The sequence below is a fragment of the Mycobacterium arosiense ATCC BAA-1401 = DSM 45069 genome, assembly GCF_002086125.1.
In the GTDB taxonomy this organism is placed as follows: Bacteria; Actinomycetota; Actinomycetes; order Mycobacteriales; family Mycobacteriaceae; genus Mycobacterium; species Mycobacterium arosiense.
Genome location: NZ_MVHG01000022.1, coordinates 24,795 through 49,341 on the forward strand (window position 1 = coordinate 24,795; position 24,547 = coordinate 49,341).

At 67.2% G+C, this 24,547-nt stretch carries 23 protein-coding genes and 1 pseudogene; 8 read left to right on the forward strand and 16 right to left on the reverse strand.

What is annotated here, in order from left to right; all coding sequences use genetic code 11:
- The first annotated feature begins 55 nt into the window (after nucleotides 1–55).
- Nucleotides 56–1,540 carry an MFS transporter gene (locus BST14_RS11705; RefSeq protein ID WP_083064645.1) on the forward strand — a complete coding sequence of 495 codons (1,485 nt, stop codon included), beginning with the start codon at nucleotides 56–58 and terminating at the stop codon, nucleotides 1,538–1,540.
- Between the two features lie 28 nt (nucleotides 1,541–1,568).
- Here the strand turns inward: BST14_RS11705 and BST14_RS11710 are convergent, their stop codons facing one another.
- The 5 genes and pseudogenes from BST14_RS11710 to BST14_RS11730 all read right to left on the reverse strand — a co-directional run bounded on the left by BST14_RS11710 (nucleotide 1,569) and on the right by BST14_RS11730 (nucleotide 6,173).
- A complete protein-coding gene (locus BST14_RS11710; protein WP_083064646.1) occupies nucleotides 1,569–1,910 on the reverse strand; it encodes a hypothetical protein in 342 nt (113 codons plus the stop codon).
- A 134-nt stretch (nucleotides 1,911–2,044) separates the two neighbouring features.
- Nucleotides 2,045–2,671: pseudogene (locus tag BST14_RS11715) on the reverse strand (pyrimidine reductase family protein); the annotation flags it as partial.
- 92 nt (nucleotides 2,672–2,763) lie between these two features.
- On the reverse strand, nucleotides 2,764–4,050 hold the full coding sequence (locus BST14_RS11720; protein WP_438502148.1) for an APC family permease: 1,287 nt from the start codon (nucleotides 4,048–4,050) through the stop codon (nucleotides 2,764–2,766).
- Nucleotides 4,051–4,061: 11 nt separating this feature from the next.
- Entirely contained in the window at nucleotides 4,062–5,036 is a 975-nt protein-coding gene (locus tag BST14_RS11725) for a TIGR03560 family F420-dependent LLM class oxidoreductase (RefSeq protein WP_083064647.1), read from the reverse strand.
- A 12-nt stretch (nucleotides 5,037–5,048) separates the two neighbouring features.
- The gene (locus tag BST14_RS11730; protein ID WP_083064675.1) at nucleotides 5,049–6,173 is read right to left on the reverse strand and encodes an FAD-dependent oxidoreductase; all 1,125 of its coding nucleotides are present in this window, start codon (nucleotides 6,171–6,173) and stop codon (nucleotides 5,049–5,051) included.
- 131 nt (nucleotides 6,174–6,304) lie between these two features.
- Between BST14_RS11730 and BST14_RS11735 the strand changes: the two genes are divergently transcribed.
- Complete coding sequence (locus BST14_RS11735; RefSeq protein WP_083064676.1) at nucleotides 6,305–7,126, forward strand: hypothetical protein; 822 nt, start codon at nucleotides 6,305–6,307, stop codon at nucleotides 7,124–7,126.
- Here the strand turns inward: BST14_RS11735 and BST14_RS11740 are convergent.
- Nucleotides 7,123–8,040 (reverse strand): TIGR03619 family F420-dependent LLM class oxidoreductase, encoded by a 918-nt coding sequence (locus BST14_RS11740; protein ID WP_083064648.1) that lies wholly within the window; start codon nucleotides 8,038–8,040, stop codon nucleotides 7,123–7,125. The genes BST14_RS11735 and BST14_RS11740 overlap by 4 nt on opposite strands.
- Before the next feature lie 61 nt (nucleotides 8,041–8,101).
- Between BST14_RS11740 and BST14_RS11745 the strand changes: the two genes are divergently transcribed.
- Nucleotides 8,102–8,791 (forward strand): PadR family transcriptional regulator, encoded by a 690-nt coding sequence (locus tag BST14_RS11745; protein ID WP_083064649.1) that lies wholly within the window; start codon nucleotides 8,102–8,104, stop codon nucleotides 8,789–8,791.
- Between the two features lie 162 nt (nucleotides 8,792–8,953).
- On the forward strand, nucleotides 8,954–10,354 hold the full coding sequence (locus BST14_RS11750; RefSeq protein WP_083064650.1) for an HNH endonuclease signature motif containing protein: 1,401 nt from the start codon (nucleotides 8,954–8,956) through the stop codon (nucleotides 10,352–10,354).
- 7 nt (nucleotides 10,355–10,361) lie between these two features.
- On the opposite strand, the gene BST14_RS11755 is transcribed toward BST14_RS11750, so the two are convergent.
- Complete coding sequence (locus BST14_RS11755) at nucleotides 10,362–12,104, reverse strand: 3-ketosteroid-delta-1-dehydrogenase (RefSeq protein ID WP_083064651.1); 1,743 nt, start codon at nucleotides 12,102–12,104, stop codon at nucleotides 10,362–10,364.
- Between the two features lie 102 nt (nucleotides 12,105–12,206).
- On the opposite strand from BST14_RS11755, the gene BST14_RS11760 reads away from it, so the two are divergent.
- Together BST14_RS11760 and BST14_RS30925 are read left to right on the forward strand one after the other, a co-directional pair.
- Nucleotides 12,207–13,343 (forward strand): 3-ketosteroid-9-alpha-monooxygenase, oxygenase component, encoded by a 1,137-nt coding sequence (locus BST14_RS11760; protein WP_083064652.1) that lies wholly within the window; start codon nucleotides 12,207–12,209, stop codon nucleotides 13,341–13,343.
- Nucleotides 13,343–13,648 carry a ferredoxin gene (locus BST14_RS30925; RefSeq protein WP_083064653.1) on the forward strand — a complete coding sequence of 102 codons (306 nt, stop codon included), beginning with the start codon at nucleotides 13,343–13,345 and terminating at the stop codon, nucleotides 13,646–13,648. The genes BST14_RS11760 and BST14_RS30925 overlap by 1 nt, the downstream gene beginning before the upstream one ends.
- 21 nt (nucleotides 13,649–13,669) lie before the next feature.
- Here BST14_RS30925 and BST14_RS11770 read toward each other — a convergent pair whose 3' ends face one another.
- The 6 genes from BST14_RS11770 to BST14_RS11795 form a co-directional block, all read right to left on the reverse strand.
- Nucleotides 13,670–14,281, reverse strand: a complete 612-nt coding sequence (locus tag BST14_RS11770; RefSeq protein WP_083064654.1) for a PaaI family thioesterase — start codon at nucleotides 14,279–14,281, stop codon at nucleotides 13,670–13,672.
- Nucleotides 14,278–15,354 (reverse strand): hypothetical protein, encoded by a 1,077-nt coding sequence (locus BST14_RS11775; protein WP_083064655.1) that lies wholly within the window; start codon nucleotides 15,352–15,354, stop codon nucleotides 14,278–14,280. The genes BST14_RS11770 and BST14_RS11775 overlap by 4 nt, the downstream gene beginning before the upstream one ends.
- A gap of 45 nt (nucleotides 15,355–15,399) precedes the next feature.
- Nucleotides 15,400–16,383: an alpha/beta hydrolase gene (locus BST14_RS11780; protein ID WP_083064656.1), complete on the reverse strand. Its 984-nt coding sequence runs from the start codon at nucleotides 16,381–16,383 to the stop codon at nucleotides 15,400–15,402.
- 1 nt (nucleotide 16,384) lies between these two features.
- Nucleotides 16,385–17,254, reverse strand: coding sequence for an SDR family NAD(P)-dependent oxidoreductase (locus BST14_RS11785; RefSeq protein ID WP_083064657.1), 870 nt, complete (start codon nucleotides 17,252–17,254; stop codon nucleotides 16,385–16,387).
- Complete coding sequence (locus BST14_RS11790) at nucleotides 17,251–17,730, reverse strand: nuclear transport factor 2 family protein (protein ID WP_083064658.1); 480 nt, start codon at nucleotides 17,728–17,730, stop codon at nucleotides 17,251–17,253. The genes BST14_RS11785 and BST14_RS11790 overlap by 4 nt, the downstream gene beginning before the upstream one ends.
- A 160-nt stretch (nucleotides 17,731–17,890) precedes the next feature.
- Nucleotides 17,891–19,450 carry an acyl-CoA synthetase gene (locus BST14_RS11795; protein WP_083064659.1) on the reverse strand — a complete coding sequence of 520 codons (1,560 nt, stop codon included), beginning with the start codon at nucleotides 19,448–19,450 and terminating at the stop codon, nucleotides 17,891–17,893.
- 101 nt (nucleotides 19,451–19,551) lie between these two features.
- Here BST14_RS11795 and BST14_RS11800 point away from each other — a divergent pair, with 101 nt between their 5' ends.
- Both BST14_RS11800 and BST14_RS11805 read left to right on the forward strand, forming a co-directional pair.
- Nucleotides 19,552–21,489, forward strand: coding sequence for a flavin-containing monooxygenase (locus tag BST14_RS11800; RefSeq protein ID WP_083064660.1), 1,938 nt, complete (start codon nucleotides 19,552–19,554; stop codon nucleotides 21,487–21,489).
- Nucleotides 21,486–22,376, forward strand: coding sequence for an SDR family NAD(P)-dependent oxidoreductase (locus tag BST14_RS11805; RefSeq protein ID WP_083064661.1), 891 nt, complete (start codon nucleotides 21,486–21,488; stop codon nucleotides 22,374–22,376). The genes BST14_RS11800 and BST14_RS11805 overlap by 4 nt, the downstream gene beginning before the upstream one ends.
- On the opposite strand, the gene BST14_RS11810 is transcribed toward BST14_RS11805, so the two are convergent.
- The 3 genes from BST14_RS11810 to BST14_RS11820 form a co-directional block, all read right to left on the reverse strand.
- On the reverse strand, nucleotides 22,373–22,999 hold the full coding sequence (locus BST14_RS11810; protein WP_083064662.1) for a Dabb family protein: 627 nt from the start codon (nucleotides 22,997–22,999) through the stop codon (nucleotides 22,373–22,375). The two genes, BST14_RS11805 and BST14_RS11810, sit on opposite strands and share 4 nt — an antisense overlap.
- Nucleotides 22,992–23,339 carry a hypothetical protein gene (locus tag BST14_RS11815; RefSeq protein WP_083064663.1) on the reverse strand — a complete coding sequence of 116 codons (348 nt, stop codon included), beginning with the start codon at nucleotides 23,337–23,339 and terminating at the stop codon, nucleotides 22,992–22,994. The genes BST14_RS11810 and BST14_RS11815 overlap by 8 nt, the downstream gene beginning before the upstream one ends.
- Before the next feature lie 255 nt (nucleotides 23,340–23,594).
- Nucleotides 23,595–24,431, reverse strand: coding sequence for an IclR family transcriptional regulator (locus tag BST14_RS11820; protein ID WP_083064664.1), 837 nt, complete (start codon nucleotides 24,429–24,431; stop codon nucleotides 23,595–23,597).
- Nucleotides 24,432–24,547: the final 116 nt, after the last annotated feature.

A 24,547-nucleotide genomic window follows, 5' to 3' on the forward strand; every position in this document is an offset into this window, starting at 1 on the left:
GGCTAGCGATGGGCGCGGGTGGGTAATTCTCTCGTCAACCCAGAACGGAGACCGCATGAGTGCGAGCGCGCAAACCAAAACCATCTCCACCCACGTGCCGGCGCGGCTGGACCGGTTGCCGTGGTCGCGGTTCCACTGGCGCGTGGTCGTCGGGCTGGGCGGGGTGTGGGTGCTCGACGGGCTCGAGGTCACCATGGTGGGCAACGTGTCGGCCCGGCTCCTGGAGCCGGGCAGCGGCATCGCGCTCAACCCCGCGCAGATCGGCATGGCGGCCGCGATCTACATCGCCGGCGCGTGTTCGGGCGCGCTGTTCTTCGGCCACCTGACCGACCGCTTCGGCCGGCGGAACCTGTTCATCCTCACCCTCGCAATCTATTTGGTGGCCACCGTCGCGACCGCGTTCGCGTTCGCCCCGTGGTACTTCTTTTTGACCCGCTTCTTCACCGGCTCGGGCATCGGGGGCGAATATGCCGCCATCAACTCGGCCATCGACGAGCTGATCCCGGCGCGGGTGCGCGGCCGGGTCGACCTGGTGATCAACGGAACCTACTGGCTGGGTTCGGCCGCCGGCGCGGGCGGCGCGCTGATCCTGTTGAACACGTCGAATTTTCCGCCCAGTATCGGATGGCGGCTCGCCTTCGGAATCGGCGCCATCCTCGGCATTTTCGTGCTGCTGGTGCGGCGCAATGTCCCGGAGAGCCCGCGGTGGCTGTTCATCCACGGCCGCGAGGACGAGGCGGAGCAGATCGTCGGCGACATCGAGGAGGCCGTCCAGCGCGAGACCGGCCAACCGCTGCCCGAACCGCAGGGCAAGGCGCTGCGGATCCGTCAGCGCACCGCGATTTCGTTCCGGGAGATCGCCGCCGTGGCGTTCAAGCTCTATCCGCGGCGCGCGATCCTCGGGCTCGCGCTGTTCATAGGGCAGGCCTTCCTCTACAACGGCGTCACGTTCAACCTCGGGACGCTACTCAGCCAGTTCTACGACGTGCCCTCGGGCATGGTGCCGGTGTTCTTCGTGCTGTGGGCCCTCAGCAATTTCGCCGGCCCGCTGGTGCTCGGGCACCTGTTTGACACCGTCGGCCGCAAACCGATGATCACGCTGACCTACATCGGTTCCGCGGTCGCGGTGGTGGCGCTGGCGGTGGTGTTTCTCACCGGGGCCGGCGGCGTCTGGGCCTTCATCGCCTTGCTGATCGCCGCGTTCTTCCTGGCCTCGGCGGGCGCCAGCGCGGCCTACCTGACCGTCAGCGAGATCTTCCCGATGGAGACCAGGGCGCTGGCGATCGCCTTCTTTTACGCGATGGGCACCGCGATCGGCGGTATCACCGGGCCATTGCTGTTCGGCCAGCTGATCAACTCGGGCGTGCGCGCCGAGGTCGTTTGGTCATTCCTCATCGGGGCGGCCGTGATGGCGTCCGCGGGCCTGGTCGAATTGTGGCTCGGCATCGCCGCCGAGCGGCGCCCACTCGAAGAGCTGGCGCTGCCGTTGACCGTGGAAGATGCTGAGCGACAAGAAGATGCGGAGCCGGCGGCGGACTGAGACCGGCCGCACGCGGGCCAGCACGGGATCAACGGTTGTCCTCGTCGCCGGTGGTGCGTTCGGTGAGCCCTTCTCGGGCCAGCGCCCGGACGAATCCGTACGCCTGCATCCCGGCCGGGCCCGGATTGTCGAAGATCCATCGGTTGATCTTTTCCAGCGCGTTGGCCAGGTCGTCGCGCTTGACCCGCACCAGGTAGGTCTTTCGGTCGTCGTCGGGGTCCTCGAGGGAATCGGCGACCGCGACCGGATTTTTGAACGCATAGGCGATCCCGTGCACCGCATCGTGATTCAGGGCCCAGTGAATCTCGCTGGGGCGCAGCCGATTCACCGCCAGATTGCGGTAGTCACGGTCGTCGTCTGAACTGCTCACCTGGCCGGTGGTCCTTTTCTGTGTGCATCGAGAACATGGATAGCGATCAATTGACGGGAGGGTCACGCGAAGCGATTCGCGCAGCGTTCACACCGGGCATTTTCATCATAGGAACAGGCGCCGTTGGCTGCATGCCGAGCGCTTACGGTCACCCCGGCGAACGTTGCCGGGCTCAGCGCCGATATTTCGCAGATCTCGGTGACGGCATCGGCCTGCACCAGCTCGTCGAGCAGCGTCGGTCCGCCCTCGCACAGGATGCGGTGCATGCCGTGTTCCCGCAGGATTGCGACCGCGCGGGCGACGTCGACGGAGTCTTCCCCGCGACCAGGAGGTGTTGGCGGTCGTCGCCGGGGTCGAACCGCTCCGCGGTCCGCGCCCAGGTCACCAGGATCGGTGGCTGGTCCGGATTGCTGAGCAGCCGCGCGGGTAGCTCGCCGCTGCGGCTCACCACGGCGACCGGCGGCGGTTCGGCCCGCCTTCGTGATGCCGCCGCGCCCGCGCCGCATCGCTGAGCGCCACCGGGCCGTAGTTTTCGGCGCGGGCGGTGCCGGCGCCGACCAGCACGACGTCGGCGAGGCCGGGCAGGATTCGCAACAGCCGCTGTCGGTGGGGCACGACAGCGGACCGGCGCGCCCGCCGAACGCCGCGGCGCCGTCGGCGCTGAAGATCATGTTGGCGCGCGCCCCGTCCGGGGGATCGGCGTAGAAGGGCGCGAGCTCGATGATGCTGGGGACGGCGCTGACCCGGGGCGACTCGGCCATCCCGCTCAGTTTGCCCCGTGCGGCCACCGGGGAATCGCGATGCCGCGATTTGCCCGGCGGCGGATGTCCGCCCGGATGCCGGGCGCGCCCGGCTATCGGATGCGATTCCCCCTGCGCCGCAACACCTTCGGGGCGATGAAACGCCGAATCAGATAGGCGCCGGCGCCAACGCCCAGCACCGCCACCCCGGAGACCACCGACCACGGCGGCATCGCCATGGCCAGCATCACGCAGCCGCACAGCCCGAGCACCGGGATTGCCCGGGGCGGGCGGCCCTCATCGGCGCCGAGCGTGAAGGCGCAGGCGTTGGCGACGGCGTAGTAGATCAGGACGGCGAATGAGGAGAATCCGATGGCGTCGCGAAGGTCGGCGGTGGCGGCCAGGATCGCCACGACGACACCGATCAGCAATTCCGCGCGGTGCGGGACGCCGAACCGGGGGTGCACCGCGGCCAGCGCGTGCGGCAGGTGATGGTCTCGTGCCATCGCGAACGTGGTGCGCGAGACGCCGAGGATCAGCGCCAGCAGCGAGCCCAGCGCCGCGATCACCGCCGCCGCCTGGACGACGGGAACCAGCCAGCCCGTTCCCGCCGCGCGGGCCGTCTCGGCCAGCGGGGCGGCGGACTTCGCGAGCCCGCTCGGCCCGAGCACACCCAGCGCGGCGACCGCGACCAGCGCGTAGACGGCCAGCGTGATGGCCAGCGCCAGCGGGATCGCGCGCGGAATGGTGCGCGCCGCGTCGCGCACCTCTTCACCGAGGGTGGCGATGCGCGCATAGCCGGCAAAGGCGAAGAACAGCAGGCCGGCGGCTTGCACCACTCCGCCCCAGGTTGCCCCGCCCAGGCGCAGCTGCTCAGGGCGGGCCACCCCGGAAGTGAACGCGGCGGCGATCACGGCGGCCAGCACGGCCAGCACCACCGCGACGATGATGCGGGTCAACAGGGCCGACTTCCGCACTCCGGCGTAATTGACCGCCGTCAGCGCCACCACCGTCGCGACGGCCACCGTGTGCGCCTGCGCCGGCCAGGCATAGAGGCCGATGGTCAGGGCCATCGCCGCGCACGACGCGGTCTTGCCGGTGACAAATCCCCAGCCGGCCAGGTATCCCCAGAAGTCCCCCAAGCGTTTTCGGCCGTAGAGATAGGTGCCGCCCGAGGCGGGGTAGCGCGCCGCCAGCCGCGCGGAGGACGTGGCATTGCAGTAGGCCACCACCGCCGCCAAGGCCAGGCCCAGCAGCAGTCCCGAGCCGGCGGCGCGCGCCGCGGGGCCCAGCGCCGCGAAGATCCCGGCACCGATCATCGACCCCAGCCCGATCACCACCGCGTCGAAAACGCCGAGGCTGCGCCGCAATTCGTCGTCGCCTGCCGGGGTGTGCATCATGCGAATCAACGTCACAACGCCGCGAGCCGGGGAAGAACGTCGGTGGCCAGCAGCTCGAAGTTTTCCGCCAGGCTGCCGATGTTCGTCGGCGCCCGCACGTACACCCGGGAGATGCCGAGTTCGGTGTAGCGGCCCAGCTCGTCGACGATCTGGGCCGGCGAACCACAGAACGCGGTGCCGTCGAACGTCTGCGACGCGAAGTTGTCGGGATCGATCGCGGCCGTCGCGCTTTCGCGGGTGTGCCCGACGCCGACGAGTGCGGTCATCGAGAAGACGATGCCGGCGGGGTCGCGGCCGATCTGCTCGGCCGCGGCGCGGACCAGTTCGATCTGGCGGGCGGGGGATTGGAGCTCGCCCTTGTGGTGGCGTCCCGGCGCGCGACGGCGACTTGTCTGCAGGTTGAACTCGTCGGCGAACCGCGCCGCCAAGGCGGGCGTGCGCTTGGTGCCGGTACCGCCGAGAATAATTGGCGGACGCGGCTTTTGCCGCGGCTTGGGCAACGCCGGCGCGTCGCGCAGCTGGAAACACCGGCCGGCGAAGGAATAGCTCTGTCCGTTGGGGGTCTGCCACAGGCCGGTGATGAGCTCCAGCGCCTCGCCCAGCCGATCGAAGCGCTCCCCGGCGGGCGGGAACGGAATCCCGTAGGCCGCGTGTTCCGGCTCGAAATAACCTGCGCCAAGACCGAATTCGATGCGGCCCTCGCTCATCTCGTCCACCTGGGCCACCACGATCGCCAGTGGACCGGGGTGACGGAAGGTCACCGGGGTCACCAGCGATCCGAGTTTGATGCGCGCGGTTTCGCGCGCCAGCCCGGCCAATGTCGTCCACGCGTCCGTCGGACCGGCCCCGCCGTCACCGGCGAAGGGGTGATAGTGATCGGACAGAAAAAATCCGGCGTAGCCGAATTCTTCGGCCAGCCGCGCGGAATCGGCCAGCTCACGGTAGGTCGCCCCGTTGCTGGGATCGGTGAAGACCCGGCATTGCATCGCAGTCGCTCCTTATCTCAGCGGGTTGTTCCGGCGCACCCCGCGATACATACCCCAGCGCACGATCCACGGCATCACCACCCGCTCGACAGACCAGGATGGTAAGCGGAAGGCATGGCCGGTGGGCAGGAAGACCTCCAGCCCGTTGGGCTGTATACCCACCAGCGAACCCCACCGCCGCGTCGGCGCCCGGTAGGTGCGTAACGGCCGGCCGGCGAAGTCGGCGAGGACGTTGCGGGCCACCAGGGCATCGCCGCGGTTTCGGGCCGAGCTGCGCAACGGATCGGTCGCCGCGACGTCGCCGACCGCGAACACGCCCCGGTGGCCCGGCACCCGCAGTTGCGGGGTGACGCGCACGAACCCGCGGTCATCGAGCAGTTCGGCCGGCAGCCAATCGGTGTTGGGCCGCACCCGCCCGATCGCCCACAGCACGGCGTCGGCACAGGCCGGGGGCTGCCCGGTGCTCCAGTGGACCGGTTCGCTGGTCAATTTGTCACCCGCGAAACCTTCGGTCACCACCGCGCGATGTCCCGGATGGACGCCGACGCCCGAGTCGGTCAGTCGGCGGCGGATCCGCTGCCAGGTCCGCGGATGGTGCCCCGCCAGGGCGGACTCGCCGGGGAAGTACAGGTCGATCCGCTTGTCCGGCCACGTGGTTGCCATGTTGAGGGCGCTGCTGACCGCCGCCGCGCCGCCGCCCACCACGGCCACCGACCCGGCGGCGGCCAGCCGGTCGTGCGCGGCGCGCAGTCCCACGCCGATTTCGGCCGCCGACTGCAGGGTCGGCTGGCGCCAGAAGCCGTTGCTGACTCCGGTCGAGATCACCAGCGCGTCGTACGCCTCGGTAATGCCGGCGCCGTCTTCGGTTCGGGCGGTGACGGTTTGGGTGGCCAGGTCGACGCCGGTCAGGGTTGCCTGCACCGTTCGGACGGCGTCGAGACGGCGGAACCGGTCGAATGGAATCCAGTAGTCGCGGGCCCAATCGTGTGGTCGTGAGAGCCGAACGCCGAGCTCCTGGCCGCTCACCAGCGCGGGTTTGGCCGAGATGCCGACGACGTCGGCGCGCCGGGACAGCCGGATCGCCGCGAGGACGCCGACGTCCCCGAGCCCGGCGACGATCACACGCTTTCGGTTCATGCCGTTATCCTGCCCTGCGTACATTGCGAACGAGCCGTTGACCGATCCGACGGGAGGGGACGCGCCAGGTGGTCGTCTCGCGCAGCGCCGGAGGCTCGGAGCGGCTGGGGGAGTGCGCGGCGCATCCGCGGGTGAGCGCCGCGCTGCGCAGCGCGGCGCGTGCGTCGGCGCCTCGACCCGCTGCGGCCCGGCGCGCGGCCAAGGATTTCGAGAGTGTATTGATTTTGGCGGTCATCGCCGAGATCCGGTGGTCGTTCACCCGGCCGCGCACCTGGTTGATGGGTGTGGTGGCCAACGTGGTCTTCGCGGCCGGCTGGCTGCTGGTGCAGCCGCTGACGCCGGTGGGTCGTCACCCCGACTGGGTGATCCTGGTGGGCACCTACTTTTCCTCGTGGGTACTCGCCGATGTCACCACCACCAACTGCCTGGGCGCCGACCATCACCGCATCGTTCGGGGTTTGGCCGCTCGCGTGCCCTTCTGGCGGATCCTGTTGATCAAGAACCTCGCCCTGCTCGCGATCGTCGGGTTGCCCACCCTGGCCGCCGCGGTCGCGTTGACGCTGTGGCGGGAATCGCCCGCGCGGCTGGGCATTACGATCCCCACCGTCGCGGTGCCCATCGTCTCCTGGCTGGGCGTCGGCAATCTCATCTCGGTGCTGTACCCGGTCCGCGTCGAGCCGCTGCTGCGTCGCTGGCGCCAGCGCGGCGATCTGCGCCGCACCCGTAGCTGGGTGTTGGCGCTGACGCTGCCCTATGCGCTGTACTACGTGGCCGACCCGATGGACGGCGTGGAGCACCGCGTGTTGTGGCAGCAGCTGCCCGCGCTGATCTGGCCGGTGTTCGGGCGTGACACCAAGAGCTTCGTCCACCTCGGCGTCGCCATGAGCGTGTGGCTCGCCGGCAGCGTCGCCGCGGTGTATTGGGTGCGCCGGCGCGGATTGCAGCTCCGCTAGGACACCTGGGGCTTGATGTCTTCGATGACCCACTGCGCGTAGTCGAGGTACTCGTCCACGCCGCTCACGGCGGGGACGGGCACCGCGGTCACGGTCACGCCCTGCTCGGCGAGCCAGTTCAACCGGTCGACGATCTGTCCGGCGCTCATGCCCGGGCGGTCGCCCGCGCGGCGGGCCATGTGTCCCTCGCCGACCCGGTTGGTGCCCAGCCCGTGCATCACGTCGAATTCCCGTTCGTCGTAGCAGGGTTGCGACTTGATGTAGTCGAGTCTTTCGGCGATCTGCTCCGGTTGGGTGAGAAAGGGCCACCACCCGGAGCCGAAGGTGGCCGCCCGGCGCAGCGCGGCGTCGGCGTCGCCGCCGATCCAGATCGGAAGATGCGGCTTTTGAACGGGTTTCGGCTCGAAGGCGATGTCGGCGAACGACACATACCGGCCCTCGAACCGGGGTGCGTCGCTGGTCCACAGTTCGATGATGGCGGCCAGATACTCGTCGGCGATGCGGCCCCGTTCGCCGAAGGGCACTGAGAGCAGTTCGAACTCGCGGGCCAGCCAACCCACGCCGAACGTCACCATCATCCGGCCCTCACTCATCCAGTCCGCCGTGGACAAGGCCTTGGCCAGCACGATGGGGTGCTGCAGCGGCAAGATGGTGACGCAGGAATTGATGGTCAACCGCTCGGTGGCACCGGCGATGAAGGCCTGCGCGGTCGTGGAGTGCAGATAGTGCGGCCCGGACAACTCGACATGGTCGGCGGGGATGACCAGATGCTCGGGCACCGCGATCATGTCGTAACCCCACCGGTCGGCGCATTGCATCATGCGGCGTTGGTCTGCGCCGGTGACGGCGGCTTCCCAGGGCTGCGTAATCGCTTTGAGGCGCAGCAGGTGCGGAAGGGGGAAGGCGAATTTCACGGGCGTCCCAGCCAGCGGTCCATGGCATCCAATCTAAGGGTGATGTTGTTAGCCTTGCGGGATGGACTCCGAAACGGACCCTGCCGGCCAAAAGCTGACCAACGCGGCGTTGGCCGCCACCAGCTGGGCGCTGCTGGGAATGATGTCCTACGAAGAAGAGGTTTCGGGCTATGACCTCAAGAAGTGGATCGACTGGAGCGTCGATCTCTACTACTGGAGCCCGTCCTACAGTCAGATCTATACCGAGCTCAAGAAGCTGGAATCGCTGGGACTGGTGACGTCGCGCGTCGAACGCGACGAGGGCACCCGCAGTCGCCGGCTCTACAAGATCACCCCGGCCGGCATGGACGCCGTCACCGAGTGGGCCAAACACGCGCCGGTGGACCCTCCGGTGCTCAAACACAGTGTGCTGCTGCGGGTTACGTTCGGGCACCTCAATAACCCGGGCCGGCTCAAGGAATTACTGCAGGAGCATGTGGCATACACCGAAGCCAGGCATCGCAAGGCCGTCGAGGACGCCGAGGGAGCCGAGGCGGAACCCGCATGGGCGTACTCGGTGCTCGCGCTGCGCTGGGCGGCCAAGTACTACGCCGCCGAGCGTGAGTTCGCGCTGGAGATGATCAAGGAGATCGACGAGGCCGACGCCATCCTGCAGAGCGCCGCGAAGGGTGGCTTTGGCAAACCTCGCCCCACGCCCGGTTACTGGCGGGAGGTCGAAAAGCAGGTTCAGGCGAAGCGCGAAGCGGATTAGTACTGTCGGTGGCGGCCGGTTTCGCGAGCCACCGGCCCCGGGGGATCGCTACCCGGGTTAATTATGGATATCGAAATCGCATAACGAAATCACTTGCTTCCCTGTGGTTTCAGGAGTCTCTGGTCGACAAATCTTGTCGGTGGCCTCCGATAGTTTCGGGGCATGAGTTCGGGTGGCATCATCGATCGGGATGCGATCACCGCGGCCTTTGATGCGCTCGCTGCCGCGCTCGAGCGTGTAGCGGACCTGAGTTTCGATGCGCTGACCCCCCGAGAATGCCTGGCGCTGTTGGAGCGCTCCGAAAAGGCGCGCCGACAGCTGCCGGTCGCCGAACACAAGCTGATCAACCACGTTGCGCGACAGGCCACCCCAGCAGAACTCGGCGGCACGCTGTCCCACGCCCTGGCCGAACGGACCTTGATCACCCGCGCCGAGGCCGCGCGCCGCATCCGCGAAGCCAACGACCTGGGACCACGGCAAGGGCTGACCGGCGAACCATTGGCGCCCGCGCTCGCGGGCACCGCCGCGGCGCAGCGCGCGGGACAGCTCGGGGCCGGCCACGTCGCCGTCATCCGCCGGTTCTGCCACCAGCTGCCCGGCTGGATCGACCAACTCACCCGCGAGCGCGCCGAAGCCGATCTGGCCAAGCAGGGCAGTCGGTACCGTCCCGAACAACTGGCGGCGCTGGCCGACACCCTGGCCGATTGCCTCAACCCCGACGGCACCTACCGCGACGAGGACCGGGCCCGCCGCCGCGGGCTGACGCTGGGCAACCAGCAATCCGACGGCATGTCGGCACTGCGCGGGTGGCTCACCCCCGAACTGCGCGCCACCTTAGAAGCCGTGCTGGCCAAGCTGGCGGCCCCAGGCATGTGCAACCCGTTCGACGAGACGCCGTGCATCGACGGCACCCCCACCCAGGAGGCCATCGAGGCCGACCCGCGATCGGCCGCCCAGCGCAACCACGACGGCCTCAATGCCGCGCTACGCGCGCTGCTGGCCTCCGGAAAGTTGGGTCAGCACAACGGCTTGCCGGCCTCCATCGTTGTCACCACCACGTTGGCAGAACTGGAAGCCGCCGCCGGACGCGGCCTCACCGGCGGCGGCACCATGCTTCCGATGGGGGACGTGATCCGCCTGGCCCGCCACGCCCGCCATTACCTGGCCATCTTCGACAAAGGCAAGGCGCTGGCCCTGTATCACACAAAACGACTCGCCAACCCAGGACAGCGAATTGTGTTGTACGCCAAGGACCGCGGCTGTTCGGCCCCCGGCTGCACCGTGTCCGGCTACTACTGCGAGGTACACCACGTCACGGACTACGCCACCTGTCACAGCACCGACATCAACGATTTGACCTTCGCCTGCGGACCCCATCACCGCCTCCTGCAACCGGGAGGCTGGACCACCCGCAAGAACGCCAAGGGTGACACCGAATGGATCCCGCCCCCGCACCTGGACCGGGGCCAGCCCCGAGTCAACGTTTTCCATCACCCCGAGAAACTGCTCCGCGATGGAGACGACGAAGACCACAGTCCGGGCGCGGGGCATGATACGTCGTAGATCACCGCTAGTTCCGGTGGCGGCGACCCGCTTCGCCAGGCGCCGCCGCGTTGTCGCCCGCCGCCTGCTGCGCCGCGATGTAACCGTACACAAGTCCCTGCGCGATCGTTGCGCCCGCGCCCGGGTACGTCGTGCCGAATGCGTTGGCGGCGGTGTTGCCGATCGCGTACAGCCCGGCGATCGGGCCGCCGTCTTCGCGCAGCACCCGTGCCCGATCGTCGGCCTTCAGCCCACCGCAGGTGCCCAGGTCGGACAGCACCATCTTCACCGCGTAGAACGGGCCGTTGACCACCGGGCGCAGGTTGGGGTTCGGCTTGACGGTTGGATCCCCGTAGTAGCGATCGTAGGCGCTGCGACCGCGACCGAAGTCGGGATCCTCGCCGGCAGAGGCGTTTTGGTTGAAGCGGGTCATCGTCGCAAAGAACTCCGACACCTCAACACCCATCCGGGCGCCCAGGTCGGTGAGGTTGTCTGCGCGTACCGCGACGCCGGCGTCGTACCACGCCTGCGGGATGCGCATCCGCGGGAACAGCTCGGCGCCAAAAACGTAACTGTTGCGGTACTGCTGGTCGAAGACGATCCACATCGCCTCCACCGGGCTGCCCGAGCGCTCCAGCTCCAGCAATCGCTGCCCGAACGACATGTAGTCCGTCGCTTCGTTAGCGAACCGGCGCCCATGCTGATCCACGATCAGGCACCCCGGCAGTGATCGCTCGGCCAGCATCACCGCCGGCGCCTTGCCGGGCAGCGGCGCGATGGCGGGGAACCACCACGCCTGATCCATCAGGTCGATGCCGGCGCCGACCTCCTGGCCCGCGCGGATCCCGTCGCCGATATTGGAGGATGAGCCGAGACTGAGGTTGGCACCCAACGATTTCGACTGAAATTTCCAGCGCATGTCCATGCTGTGGTCGAAACCGCCGGTGGCCAGCACCACGCCGCGCCGCGCGGTGATCGTGACCTCGCGGCCGCCGTGCTCGACGACGGCGCCGGCCACACGGTCGCCATCGCAAGTGAGGCGCATCAGTGTCGCGTCGGTCCACACCGGAATGCCGGCGCGCAGCACCCCGGTGAACAGCCCGGCCATCAGGCCCTGACCGCCCGCGGCGTAGCGCCGGCCCAGCATGCGCCCGCCCACGCCCTGCGCCAGCCGCTTGGCGTAGACGGGAATTCCCTTGCGCGGCATGCGGGCCACCAGGTTCATCCACCGGTAGTCGGCGCCCGTCGTCGGCATCGGGACGGTGACCTCCATCAGGCCGGGCTCCAGCCGGGTGCGGTATTCGCCGAGCAGTGCGGTGTCGAAGGGGCGGCATTCGCAGGTGCGGCCGGCGGCGCTGCCGCCGGAGACCTCGGGGTGGTAGTCGGAGTAGTCGCGGGCCCAGAACAGCCGCAGCGGCGTCGTCCGGCGCAGCATGTCCATCGTCGGGGGCACGTTCGCCACGAACGCCGCCGACCGTTGCGCGGGCGCCGACCCCGCGACGACCGAGTCCAGGTACGTACCGGCGCTCTCCGCGGTGTCACCGGCGTGCGCTTCGGCCAGCACCGGACTGGCCGGCAGCCACAGTGCGCCGCCCGACCGCGCGGTCGAACCCCCCACGTACGACGATTTCTCCACGATCAGCACCGACAGGCCCAATTCGTGGGCCGCCAGTGCCGCGGCCATGCCGGTGCCGGAGCCGACGACGAGCAGGTCGACGGCGGTGTCGGCGACCAGAAGTCCGGCGGGAATCGTCGCGATGTGCGTCGTCACGCCGGCAACGGTAGGCCGACATGTCGCAAGGCCAGACGAGCCGTCCTGATGAGTGGAACAAGGGGGTCCCGCGGCCCGCTTCGGGGGAGTTAAATCAGTCTCATGACGTCGCAGACCGAGGCCGACGAAATTCGGTTGATCGAAGCGCAGGCAGCGCCGACGCGGTTCGCCCGCGGCTGGCACTGCCTGGGACTGACCAGGGATTTCGGTGACGGCAAGCCCCACGCGATCAACGCCTTCGGGCAGAAACTCGTCGTCTTCCGCAGCGGTGACGGCAAGATCAACGTGCTCGACGGTTACTGCCGGCACATGGGCGGGGACCTGTCGCAGGGCCAGGTCAAGGGCAACGAGATCGCCTGCCCGTTCCACGACTGGCGCTGGGGCGGCGACGGCCGCTGCAAGCAGGTGCCCTACAGCCGGCGCGCCCCCAAACTGGCCCGCACCCAAGCGTGGACCACGCTGGAGCAGGACGGCATGTTGTTCGTGTGGAACGATCCGGAGCGCAGACCGCCGCCACCGGAGGTGACGATCCCGCGAATCGAGGGCGCCACCAGCGACGAGTGGACCGACTGGCATTGGTACACCACCGTTGTGCAGAGCAATTGCCGCGAAATCATCGACAACGTCGTCGATATGGCGCATTTCTTCTACATTCACGGTTCGTTGCCGACCTACTTCAAGAACATCTTCGAGGGCCATGTGGCCACGCAATACATGAACGGTGGAAGCCGGCCCGACATGGGCGGCAGCGTCGGCTCGCAGATGCTGGGGACGACGTCCGTGGCGTCCTACTACGGCCCCTCGTTCATGATCGACGACCTGACCTATCACTACGAGCACGGCGACGCCAACACCATCCTCATCAACTGCCACTATCCGATAGACACGAATTCCTTTGTGCTGCAATACGGCATCATCGTGAAAAAATCGGATGCGCTGCCCGACGATCAGGCCATGCAGACCGCGATCACCCTTGGGGATTACGTCAAACTCGGGTTCGAGCAGGACGTCGAGATCTGGCGGCACAAGGCCCGCATCGACAACCCGCTGCTCGTGGAAGAGGACGGTCCGGTCTACCAGCTGCGGCGCTGGTATCAGCAATTCTATGTTGACGCCGCCGACGTACAGCCAGATATGGTGGATCGCTTCGAATTCGAGCTCGACACCACCCGGCCCTACGAGGCGTGGATGAAAGAGGTCGAGGCGAATATGGCGATCCAGGCGGCCGCTTCGGTGTGATGGTACTGAACTCGTCTGTCCGGGAAGACAACCGTCTCGACGAAATGCCGATGGCGCCGATAGTGTGCCGCAATTGCGCTGCGCAAGTATTGGTCCGCAAGAGCAGCTGGAACCAGACCAGTGTGCAGTGGAACGCCGAGGCGACAGCCCGGTGCGCCGAGCGCGCCGACGCGGAGCGGGTCTCAGCGCATGCCGACCGTGGCGTGTTCCTGGCGTGCGCAGCGCTTAACGAGTCGATAACCGCCGCCGTGCGACGCGGTGACCTGCCTCTCGTCGACGAGATAGCAAGCACACCAACGCTTTAGAAGCTCGGGCTGGCTTGAGATTCATCCACCGCGACGTATTCCCGTGGGACGTATTCCCGCGGAGTGATGAAGCGGAGTGATGAATACGCCCTCGGCTTCTACCGTGACACCGTCGACGTTACCGAGATGGCCGACCGCATAGGTCTTGTTGCCGTCGATCCGCTCCAGCCGGGCCTCGGCTCGCAATGCGCCCAACCGCGTGGGGCGCAGGTAGCGCACGGTGATGGTGCCGGTGTAAGCCGGTTTGCCCGGCTGATGTGCCGTCGCGCCCAGAAGATGGTCCAGGATCAGCGCGCACATGCCGCCGTGCACATGACCGGGCGGTCCCTCATAGCCGGCTCCGAGGTGCACATCGGCGTGCACGCCGCCCGCCGCGTCTCGCTGGACGATCAGTGGCGGAGCGATCGGGTTGTGCACCCCGATGGCCACATTGCCCGCGACGACATTCTTGCCGTCGGCGGTCGTGCGCACACCGAACGAACCGGGCATGAGTCGCGTACTCAGCAGCTCGACGGCTTGGTCGACCAGAGCCAGGGCGTTCGCCACGGCGGCTCCATCGGCCTCACTGCGAATCGTGACGTCGATGAGTCGTCGCACCGACTGCGTCAGCCGTTCGCGGAGCGTATCAGTCATGCCAGCTGGAAGGCACTGATCGGCGCTTCGTCAGGGTAAGCCGAAGGTCCGCCGATGTCGTAAGCGGAGTTGAGCGCGTTGATGAACGCGGGATCGTGCAAAGGCTCAGCGGGTATATCGAGTTTGATCCCCTTGGCCTTGACATCGTCGACCATGATGTCGATCGCCTTCTCGATCGTCAGATCGTCGGAGCCGTCCATGTTCTTCTTCAGCTCGTCGAAGTCGGAGAACACCTCGGCCGACCAGTGCACCAGGAATCGGAGCTCGTCGGTGTGGTGGCGGGCGATCACGTCGTCACCGCTTTTGAGCAGCCAGTGGTCGCGATCCGTAGGGTCGCCGGCGAACACGGTGTCGAAAGTCAAACCTGCCGGAATCTGCTGCGCCAGTGGGCCGTTGGCTTCGCCGCGGTGCACCATCATCTCGTTCTGCACCACGACGCCGCGGTTGTAAATCGGCGGCAGGACTCGCTTAGGCGCTTTGAGGGGCCCGTCTGGCCAGTAGGTGAATCCGCTACCGGTGTCGAGGGAGAACCAGGTGATTACCTGCGCCATCTTGATCAGGTAGTCGCAGAATAGGCCGGACTTGCCCATCACACTGGTAAGCCAGGTTGGCGCGTTCTCATGCCGCACCCCGCGGAAGCTCGGCGAATCCAGGTGTCCCGGATCGCGGTTCGCACACGGCCCGTTGATGTTGAAAAGCATCAGCTGCGGCTTGGCATATTCAGCGTTCCAGTAGCTCTTGGCCATCGCGATGAATTGCGCGTTGTAGAAGCAGTCGTGCAATTGCGGGTAGAGCGTTGCGCCGTAATTGGCCAGGTAGCCGCGGAAGGTCGGCGTGAGGAACAGGTCGAGCGATGGGGTGAATCCGTCAGGGAACAGGCCACTCATCGTCGCTATCAGTTCCTCGGCGGAGGCGAAGTGCTGTGCGATGATCAGGCGCCACGGGCCGTAGGTGCGCACTACGTCGAGGAGACGCTCCCGCTGGTCGTCGGTGTAGACGTTGTCGATTTCGAGGGGTGGGGCGGCCGGGCGCAACACATCCGAAAGCTCCATCCGGCGCTCGTCGGTGAGCATCAGCTGTCTCCTTTGCAGTTCAAGATTGGTTGATTGTGCGCAACGTCACCGCGACGCGGGAGATGGCTGTCCGGTCATCGGGACGTCAAACCGAAGCGGATGGGCAAACTTGGCTCGCAGCAACGCCCCGACCTCCGCGATGGCCAGCCTGCCCCGTGCGGTGGCATCGGTACGCATCAGAAAGCCGTGGTACATACCCGGATAACGCGTGAGGGTGGTCTGCACGCCGGCGTCGCGCAGCCGCTCCGCGTAGCGCTCACCCCAGTCCCGGATTGGGTCACAGCCGGCGGTGACCACGATCGCCGGCGGCAGGCCGGACAAGTCGGTGGCGTACGCCGGAACCAGGTAGGGGTCACTGGGCGGTCCCGCGTCTCCGTCCACCAGCACGTGCATGTAGTCGATGTCATCGCGAGCGAGCATCGGCGCGTCGGCCAGCAAGGCGATTGACGGCACGGACATGTCGCGGTCCAAGCCGGGATACAGCAGCACCTGAGCGCAGATCGGCGGGCCGCCGCGGTCGCGAGCGGCCAAAGCGACCGCCGCCGCCAGCGAGCCGCCGGCGCTGTCGCCGACGACCGCGAGCCGGTCGACGTCGACGCCCAATTCACCGGCGTTTCGCGCCACCCATTCGGTGGCGGTGTAGGCATCGTCGAACTGCGCGGGCGGCGGTGACTCCGGGGCCAGCCGGTAGTCCACGGCCACGACGGCCGCCGACGAGGCCGAGGCCAGCTCACGCGCCAGCGGCTCGAAGGAGTGGTTGGAGCCCATCACCAGTCCGCCGCCGTGCAGATAGACGAGCATGGGACCGCCGGTGTCGACGGTGGGGCGATACATCCGGACTGCAATCATTCCACCGGGACCGGGAATGGTGGTCTCGGTGACGGCGGCCATTTCGGGCATCGCCTCGGGCAGGGGAGCGGATTCCAGGCCGGCGCGGACCACGGCCAGCCCGCGTTGCCGCATCGCCGCCAGCGGGGCGAATGAGGCGACACGCGCCGCCGCGTCGGGATCCAATGCGGGCGTCACCATGTCATGGCTTTGCCGCGTCGAATCGACTTCCGTTGCGCAGCGTCGGGTTATGTTGTGCCGCAAGCGCGTCAGCGCGCTCGACCATCGCAGTGGCCACCGACTCGGGGTGGGTGTGCAGGTAGAAGCGTCCCTCGGTAGCCCGCTCGAACAACAGCCCGGCGGCGTCCAGCGGATCCATGGCGGCGGCCTTGAGGTCCAGCATGGTCGAGCGCTGCGCCTCGGCGGCCACTTGGCCGGACCCGCCGGCTTCGACTCCGCCGGCTGACTCGAAGATGTTGGACGATACCGGTCCGGGAAGCACGGCCTGCACGTGAATGTGATGACCGTGCCCGGTCGATTCGACCTCCAGGTATAAACATTCGGTCAATGCCAGCACCGCATGCTTGCTGACGATGTAGGGAGCTTGCAACGGAATTGCCACCACAGCCCCGACCGACGCGATGTTCCAGACCCACGCCTGCTCGTCGGTGGCCATCATCTTGGGCAGGAAAGCGCGCACACCGTAAAAGACGCCGCTGACGTTGATGTCGATGATGCGCTGCCAGTTGGCCACCGGTGTGTCCCATAGGTAGCCGAACTGTTCGATGCCGGCGTTGTTGATCAGCAGGCGTACCGGGCCGATGTCCCGGTACACCCGCTCGGCAAGGTCCTGCACAGCGTCGGGATCGCGCACGTCGCAGCAGACATCGACTATTGATCCGCCCGCCGCCCGCAGTTCGTCGGCGACCGACGCCGCCGCCGCTCGATCGATGTCGGCCAGCACCACGGTCATGCCCAGCCCGCTGGCGTGGCGCGCCAGGCCGGCGCCGAGGCCGGAGCCGGCTCCGGTGATGATGGCGACCCCGCCGGTGAATGGATCGGGGGCGTTCACGAACCGGTACTGCTGCCGGCGGTCAGATCTGTCAGCAGCACCGAGTTGGTGGCGTCGAGGATCACCTCCATGTCGGTGAACTGCAACCCATTGGCGCCCCGTCTGACGCCGACGTTGACGACACCGCTGGACACCGCGAACGGTACGAAGTTGGCGATCTGGTTGACGAAAATATAGAACCGCGCGTGGGTGATGTCACCGTCGATGCCGGTGCGGTGCACGTTGGTGGCGTGGTGCCGCAACGGATATGGGCTCTGCTCGCGGTGCTCGGACAGCCATTCGATCACCGCGTCACGACCGTTGAGCTTCGGCGACATCAATTCCTCGAAAGGGCTTGCACCGGAATCGCTTCGGGTCAGGTCGTGCACATCCTCGGCATAACTGGCCGCCAGCTCGTCGTAGCGGGCCTCGTCGTAGTGGTACCAGAAGGACGCGATGAACTCCTGCAATTCCGGCAGCGTGACGTCGTTGCTCATGGCGTCAGTCAACTCCGGTATGGCCTTGCCAACACCGCCGATGCCCGGTCAGTGGAACACTCGTTGCTCGCTCCGGCGGTGTCACCCGGTGATCGGCCATGCGCTGGTTTGGGCAGGGGTTGATTCGGGTTCAACCGAACGTGTGCTGTTCGACACTGAATCACTCCCGCAGCAGACGTTTGAGCAGTTTTCCGCTGGGGTTCTTCGGGAGCGCATCCACGAAGAAGACGCGTTTGGGTGTCTTGAAGCCGGCCAGGTGCGCCCGGCAGTGGGAGAACAGTTCCTGCTCGGTGAGGGTGACGCCGTCGCGGGGGACCACGGCGGCCACGGCCGCCTCCACCCACACCGGGTGTGGCAGGCCGAACACCGCAACTTCCTGAACACCGTTGTGCCGGTAGATGATTTCTTCGACCTCCCTGCTGGCCACGTTTTCGCCACCGGTCTTGATCATGTCCTTCTTGCGGTCCACCACGTGCAGCAGTCCGTGGTCGTCGTGGTAGCCCAGGTCGCCGGAGTGGAACCAGCCGCCTCGGAAGGCTTCCGCGCTGCGTTGCGGGTCGTTCAGGTAGCCCGGTGTCAAATGTGGGCTGCGGTGGGCGATCTCGCCGAGCACGCCGGCGGCGACGGGGTTGTTGTCGTCGTCGAGTATGGCCGTTTCGACGTTGATCACCGGTCGTCCGGCCGAACCGGCGTGCGCGTCCTGCTCGTCGGGCCCCAGCGCGGAGGCCAGTGGCGCCATCTCGGTCTGGCCGTAGAAGTTCCACAGTCGGAGGTTGGGGAGCCTTTCGCGGATCTCGTGCAGGATTTCCGTGGGCATTGCCGAGGCGCCGTAATAGCCCTTGCGCAGGCTGGACAGGTCGACTTCGTCGAACACCGGCGAGCGCAGCAGCGAGATCCACACCGTCGGGGGAGCGAAATAGTTGGTGACGCGGCGGCGCTCGATGGTGCGCAGCACCGTTTCCGGGTCGGGCCGCGGCAGGATGATGCTGGTGGCGCCGAGGTAGATGTCGGTGGCCAGGAAGTTGTCCAGCTGTGCGCAATGATACAGCGGGAGCGAGTGGATCTCGACGTCGTCGGGTGACATGTCGCCGGCGACGATCGTGCTGACGTACTGCCACATCAGGCTGCGGCTGGTGTGGATGGCGGCCTTGGGACGGGATTCGGTGCCGCTGGTGTACATCAGCCGCACGGGCTGGTCGTCGTCGATGTGCGGCCTCGGGACCGGTGTGTCGGTGGTCAGCCACTGGGCGAAGTCCGCCCACCCGGTCACGCCCTGGTGTCCCGTCGGCACCAGGGCGCCCTTGCTCCTGACCACGCCGCCTCGCCGAATCGCCTCCTCGGCGGTCGGCGTCAGGTCCGCTTCGACGACGATGCCGCCGACCTGGCTGTGATCGAGGATGTAGGCGATTTCCTCGGCGGTCAGCATGAAGTTGATCGGGACCAACACCACTCCCGCGCGCGCGGTCGCGAACGCCAGCACGGCGTACTGCCAGCAGTTGCGTGACAAGAGGCCTAAGCGGCTGCCGGGTCCAAAACCGCTGTCGTGCAACGCCGCCGCGGCCCGGTCCACCAGACCGTCGAATTCGGCAAAGGTCAGCACGACTTCGTCGTCGATGATCGCGATCTTGTGCGGGTGCCGGCGGGCCGATCGCCGGGGAATATCGCCGAGCCCGTGGCTACGTGCCCGCTCGATCATGGCGTCGAGGTCATCGGACTGCATGCGGTCACGGTAAGCGCCAACGCACATCAGCGCGTCGTTCGCGTCCCGCTGAGTAGACAACGCCCTGCCCATGGCCGCAAATCGCCCCAATACTCGTTGGCATGAGCACTGGCGTCCCCATCACGACTGAAACCGCCGGGTGGGCGGGCGCGGATCCCGCACACGTCGACGAATTGCGGGACAACCTGCGTCATGCGGACCCCGGGGTGCTGGTCGCCGTCCTGGCGCAATTGACCGGCGATCCGGCCGTGGCTGACCGGTTCGCGCCGCGAATCACCTACATGCCGGATCCACCGGAACAGGCCGGCGCCACCGACCCGGCGACGGCCGCGCAGCTCATCGAGGAGATCGTTGCTGCGCTGCGGGAGCCGCGCCGGGCGGACGCGGTGCCCGCCGACGACCTCGACCTGTTCACTCGTGTCGCTCCCGTTGCGCTCGGGGGAGAGGTCGGTCCCGAATATCTCCAGTTACTGCTCGAGCAAGGCGGATTCCAGCCTTCGCAACCGGTGCTGCCCCGCGGCGCGAAGCTTCCCACGGACTTTCGGGTTGTCATCATCGGCGCGGGCATCGCCGGAATCACCGCCGCGCTCGCGTGTGCGGAGGCCGGCGTCGACTACCAGATCATCGAGCGAAACGACGAGGTCGGCGGAACGTGGTACACCACCACGTATCCCGGCATCGGGGTGGACACGCCGTCGGCGTACTACTCGCTGTCACGCGAGATCAACGGCGATTGGTCGAGCTACTACCCGCAGGGTGCGGAGTACCAGGCCTACCTGGTGTCGGTGGCGGACAAGAACAATCTGCGCAGGCGCACGCGGTTCAGCACCGAGGTACAGGCGTTGTGGTGGGAGGAGCAGCGCCGGCAGTGGCAGATTCACTCGGTCGCCCCGGACGGAACGCGCGACGTCAGTTACGCGAATGTGGTGATTCCGGCCGCCGGATATCTCAACCGGCCGCGTTGGCCGGATCTTCCTGGCCGAGAAACGTTCTCGGGCATTTCGATCCATTCCGCGCGGTGGGATCGGAATTTGGACCTCACGGGCAAGAGGGTCGCGATCATCGGAGCCGGCTGCACCGCGGTCCAGATCGTCGACGCGTGCGTGGACCAGGTCGCGCACTTGACCGTGTTCCAACGCCAGCCGCACTGGGTCGCGCCGCGACGGCGGGCGTCCGACGACGTTCCCGCCTACCGGCGGTGGTTGGGCGTCCGGCTGCCGTACTACGCCAATTGGGTTCGGCTCAAGTCTTATTGGGGGACGTCGGACAACAACTACCCGGTGATCCTGCATGACCAGGATTGGGCGGCCGAGCATCTGTCGATTTCGCCCGCCAACGACGTGCTGCTGCAGATGTGCCTCGATTACATCGATCGCGTGTTCGGCCGGGGCAGCGAGCTCGCGCGCAAGGTCACGCCCGACTTCGCTCCCTATGGCAAGCGGATCATCCGCGATCCCGGCGGCTACTACGCGGCGCTGGCCCGCGAGCATGTGGACGTCGAGGCCAGTGAGCCGGCCCTGGTCAACGAGGCCGGAATCGTGACGCAGGACGGCAGGCAGATCGACCTCGACGTCATCGTCTACGCGACCGGCTATTACCTGGATTTCCTTTCCACCGTGGATATTCGGGGCCGTGACGGCAAGAAATTGGCCGAGGAATGGGGCGAGGCCCCCCGGGCCTACCGTGGCGGGATGGTCCCGGGATTCCCGAACCTGTTCATTTCTTCGGCCCCCAATTACAGCCCGGGTCACGGCGCGGGGCACAACTTCGGTGTGGAAGTGATGGTGCACTACGTGATGGAATGCCTGCAGTTGATGGCGCTGCGCAAGGCCGCCACCCTGGAGGTGACGCAGCGAGCCTATGCGGACTATGTCGACCGCATCGATGCCGCCATGGAAGGCACCGTATGGCGTCACACGCCATCGGCGCACACCTACTATCGCTCGGGCGGCCGGATCGTGATCTCGTTTCCATACCGGCTGGTTGACTTTTGGCGCGACCATCGCGCCCCGGTCGAAGGGGATCTCGAGCTTCGATGAGGGACGGGTTACTCTGCGGCAAAACGGCTTTGGTTACCGGTAGCAGCCGCGGTATCGGCCGTGCCATTGCGCAGCGACTCGCGGCCGAAGGCGCCACGGTGGCGGTCACCGCACGCTCGCAAGCACTTTCGTTGTCGATGCGGGCCGGAACGACCACGGCCCTGCCCGGCACCATCGGCGAAACGGTGGGGCTGATCGAGGCCGCCGGGGGCTCGGCGTTCGGTATTGCCAGCGACCTGGAGGATGCACAGCAACGCGACGGCTTGGTCGATGCGGTGCTGGACCGCACGGGACGCATCGACATCCTGATCAACAATGCCGGTTTCGCCGACTACTCGTTGGTCGAGGACATGAGTCTGGAAACGTTCGACCGCACCGTGGAGCACTACCTGCGGGTTCCGTTTGTGCTGACGAAATCTGCTGTGCCGTATATGCGTAACCACGGAGCGGGCTGGATCGTCAACATCGGTTCCGTCACGGGCGTGGCTCCGGTCCGGCCGTACCGGGAATACAACAAGACATCCGGCGACGTGATCTACGCGTCCCTGAAAGCCGCCCTGCACCGGTTCACCCAGGGTGTGGCCGCCGAGCTGCTGGACGCGAACATCGCCGTGAATTGCGTGGGCCCGTCGACCGCGGTCCGCACACCCGGTGCGGCGCAATTGATCCCGGACTCTTTCCCGACCGAACCCGTGGAGTATCTAGCCGAGACCGTGCTGGCGATGTGCCATTTGCCCGCCGCGAAGCGCACCGGCCTGGTCGCGTTCAGCCTGCACTATCCGTGGTCGCAGCAACTACCGGTGCATAGTCTGGATGGCGCAAAAGTATTGCCACCTTTGGCGCCCCCGGCGACCGCCAATCCGAATATCCTGCCCGCAGGCGTCTAGATCAGAGCCGGTTCGGCGATGGGGCAGAAGCTGTGGCATACCCGGTCACGGACGATCACGTCGGTGGTTTCCGGGTCGAACCAGCGGTCCACCACCGCCCAGTGGACAGGGTGCATCAGGTAGGCCCCCATCAGCGCCTCGATGTCGGCGAACTCCTGCTCGAACACGTGTGTCCACGGGGAGCTTCCGGCCGCCGCGGACACCCGGCTCAGCTGCCATGCACGGATCGTCGGTAGATAGCGCGGCATCGAAGACAGCTCGCGCTCGAACCGGGCGAGGGTGGCATCGGGCGTGTCTGGCTGCACGCGCAGCAACAGCGCCCGGTAGACCGTGCCGGGCTCCTCGCCGCGGCGGGTGGGTGCGCCCCCGTAGTCGACGCCGTTGACACGACTCACCGCGGGATCAGCCAGCACGGCAGCGAGAACGTCTGTTGCGCAGCAGCATTGGCCCTCGGTTGCGAACCGCAGATGCACTAGGATGTCACCTCCGTTGCGCGAGCCGGGCAGCGTCGGTTGCACCACCGAGCGCAGCGGCGTCGTCGCACGGGCAGCGGTGCGTAGCGCCTCGAGAATCCGGTCGCGATTGCCCTCGGCGACGTCGATCAGTCGCGTGAGGTTATACATCGCACAGCCCGTCGACGTCGTCGGCCCTCGCGGCGAAGGACCGGGACCTCTCGGTGACCAATTCGTCGATCCGTGACCACCATTCGCCCAGCGTCGAATCCGGTCGGCCTTTCCACGTCATCTCCCACCATGCCCGGGCACTGGGCAGGGTCCAGGTGGCCGTGATGACGTTGGCGTCGTCGTCGAACCAGATTGGCGGGCTCACCAGGATGTCTCGCAGCGTCATCCCCCGTGCCCGCGCGCCGGGGACGTAGTCGGCGAGGTAGGCGTCGACGAATCGGCGAGCACACCCGGGCCGGGTCACCACCCGGTCGATCACGAAGATTTCGCCGTCGGCCATGAGCCGACCGTATGACACCCGGGGGACGCAGCGGCGTCGGCTCCCGACTACCGGGAACATCCCGTTGGCCGGCTGCGGGTGCGACGCGGGGACGTGCCGGATTCGCGACCAGCATCGTGACCAGCATCGTGACCAGCATCGTGACCAGCATCGTGACCAGCATTGTGACCAGCATTGTGGCGGGGCAGATCCGTTGCGTGGCGGCGCCCTATCGCCGCAACAGCTCGATGACCGCAGCGATCTGCGGGTCGAGACTCACGCGTACTGCAGGGCGGGTCGCTGCGTCGACGCCGGATGCTGCGGCCGCATGGGCAGCAATGGTCGCAGTGGCTGCAAGGTCGGAGCGACGCGTTGCGGGCCGTCCTCGGCGTGCCGCCAGATGGCCATCGCGGTCATCCGGACCGGGGCGATCAATCGCTGGTCGAACGCCATCCGGTTGATCGGACCGCACACCGACACCCCCGCGACGGCTTCGCCCGGGTTGCCGATGGGCGCTGCCACGCAACCGAACCCGGGCAGCGACTCCTCGCGTTCGAAGGCGACGCCGTGCGCGCGCACCCGGGACAGTTCCGCGGCCAGCTGCGAGCCGCTCGCGATCGAGTACTTGGTGCTGCGGACGCGCAGGTCCACCGGGGCATCCTCATCGCGGTCGGCCAGCATCGCCTTGCCGACTGCGGTGCAGTGCGCGGGCTGGCGACCGCCGACCCGGGTGGGTATGGGCGCCAGCGGTGAATCGCCGACCTTGTCGAGGTAGACCACATCGGGTCCATCCAGGACCGCCAGATGCACGACGAGCCCTGTCGCGCGGTGCAATTCACCCAGCAACGGCCCGGCCGCCCGCACCAGTCGGTCCTGGTGCACGGCGAGCGAGCCCAACTCGACCAGGCGCATGCCCAGTTCGTAGTCGCGGCCGCTGCGGCGCAGCCAGCGCAGCTGCACCAGGCGTTCGAGCATCCGGTGCGCCGACGAACGTGGCAGTCCGGTGCGCCGGACGATCTGGGCCAGCGTCAGGCGCCCGGGACCGTCGAACGCGTCCAGGACGAGCGAGATGCGGTCGATGACGGCGGTGGGGGTTTCGGCGGGCGCTGACACTGAGCCTCCTGGCTGGCATATTCCTATTAGGAATATAGTTCTAGCACACCGGTGTGGCCGCTGTCACACGACGCGCGAGAATCGCGAGCGTAAGCCCACTGCGAAAATCCAGGGCG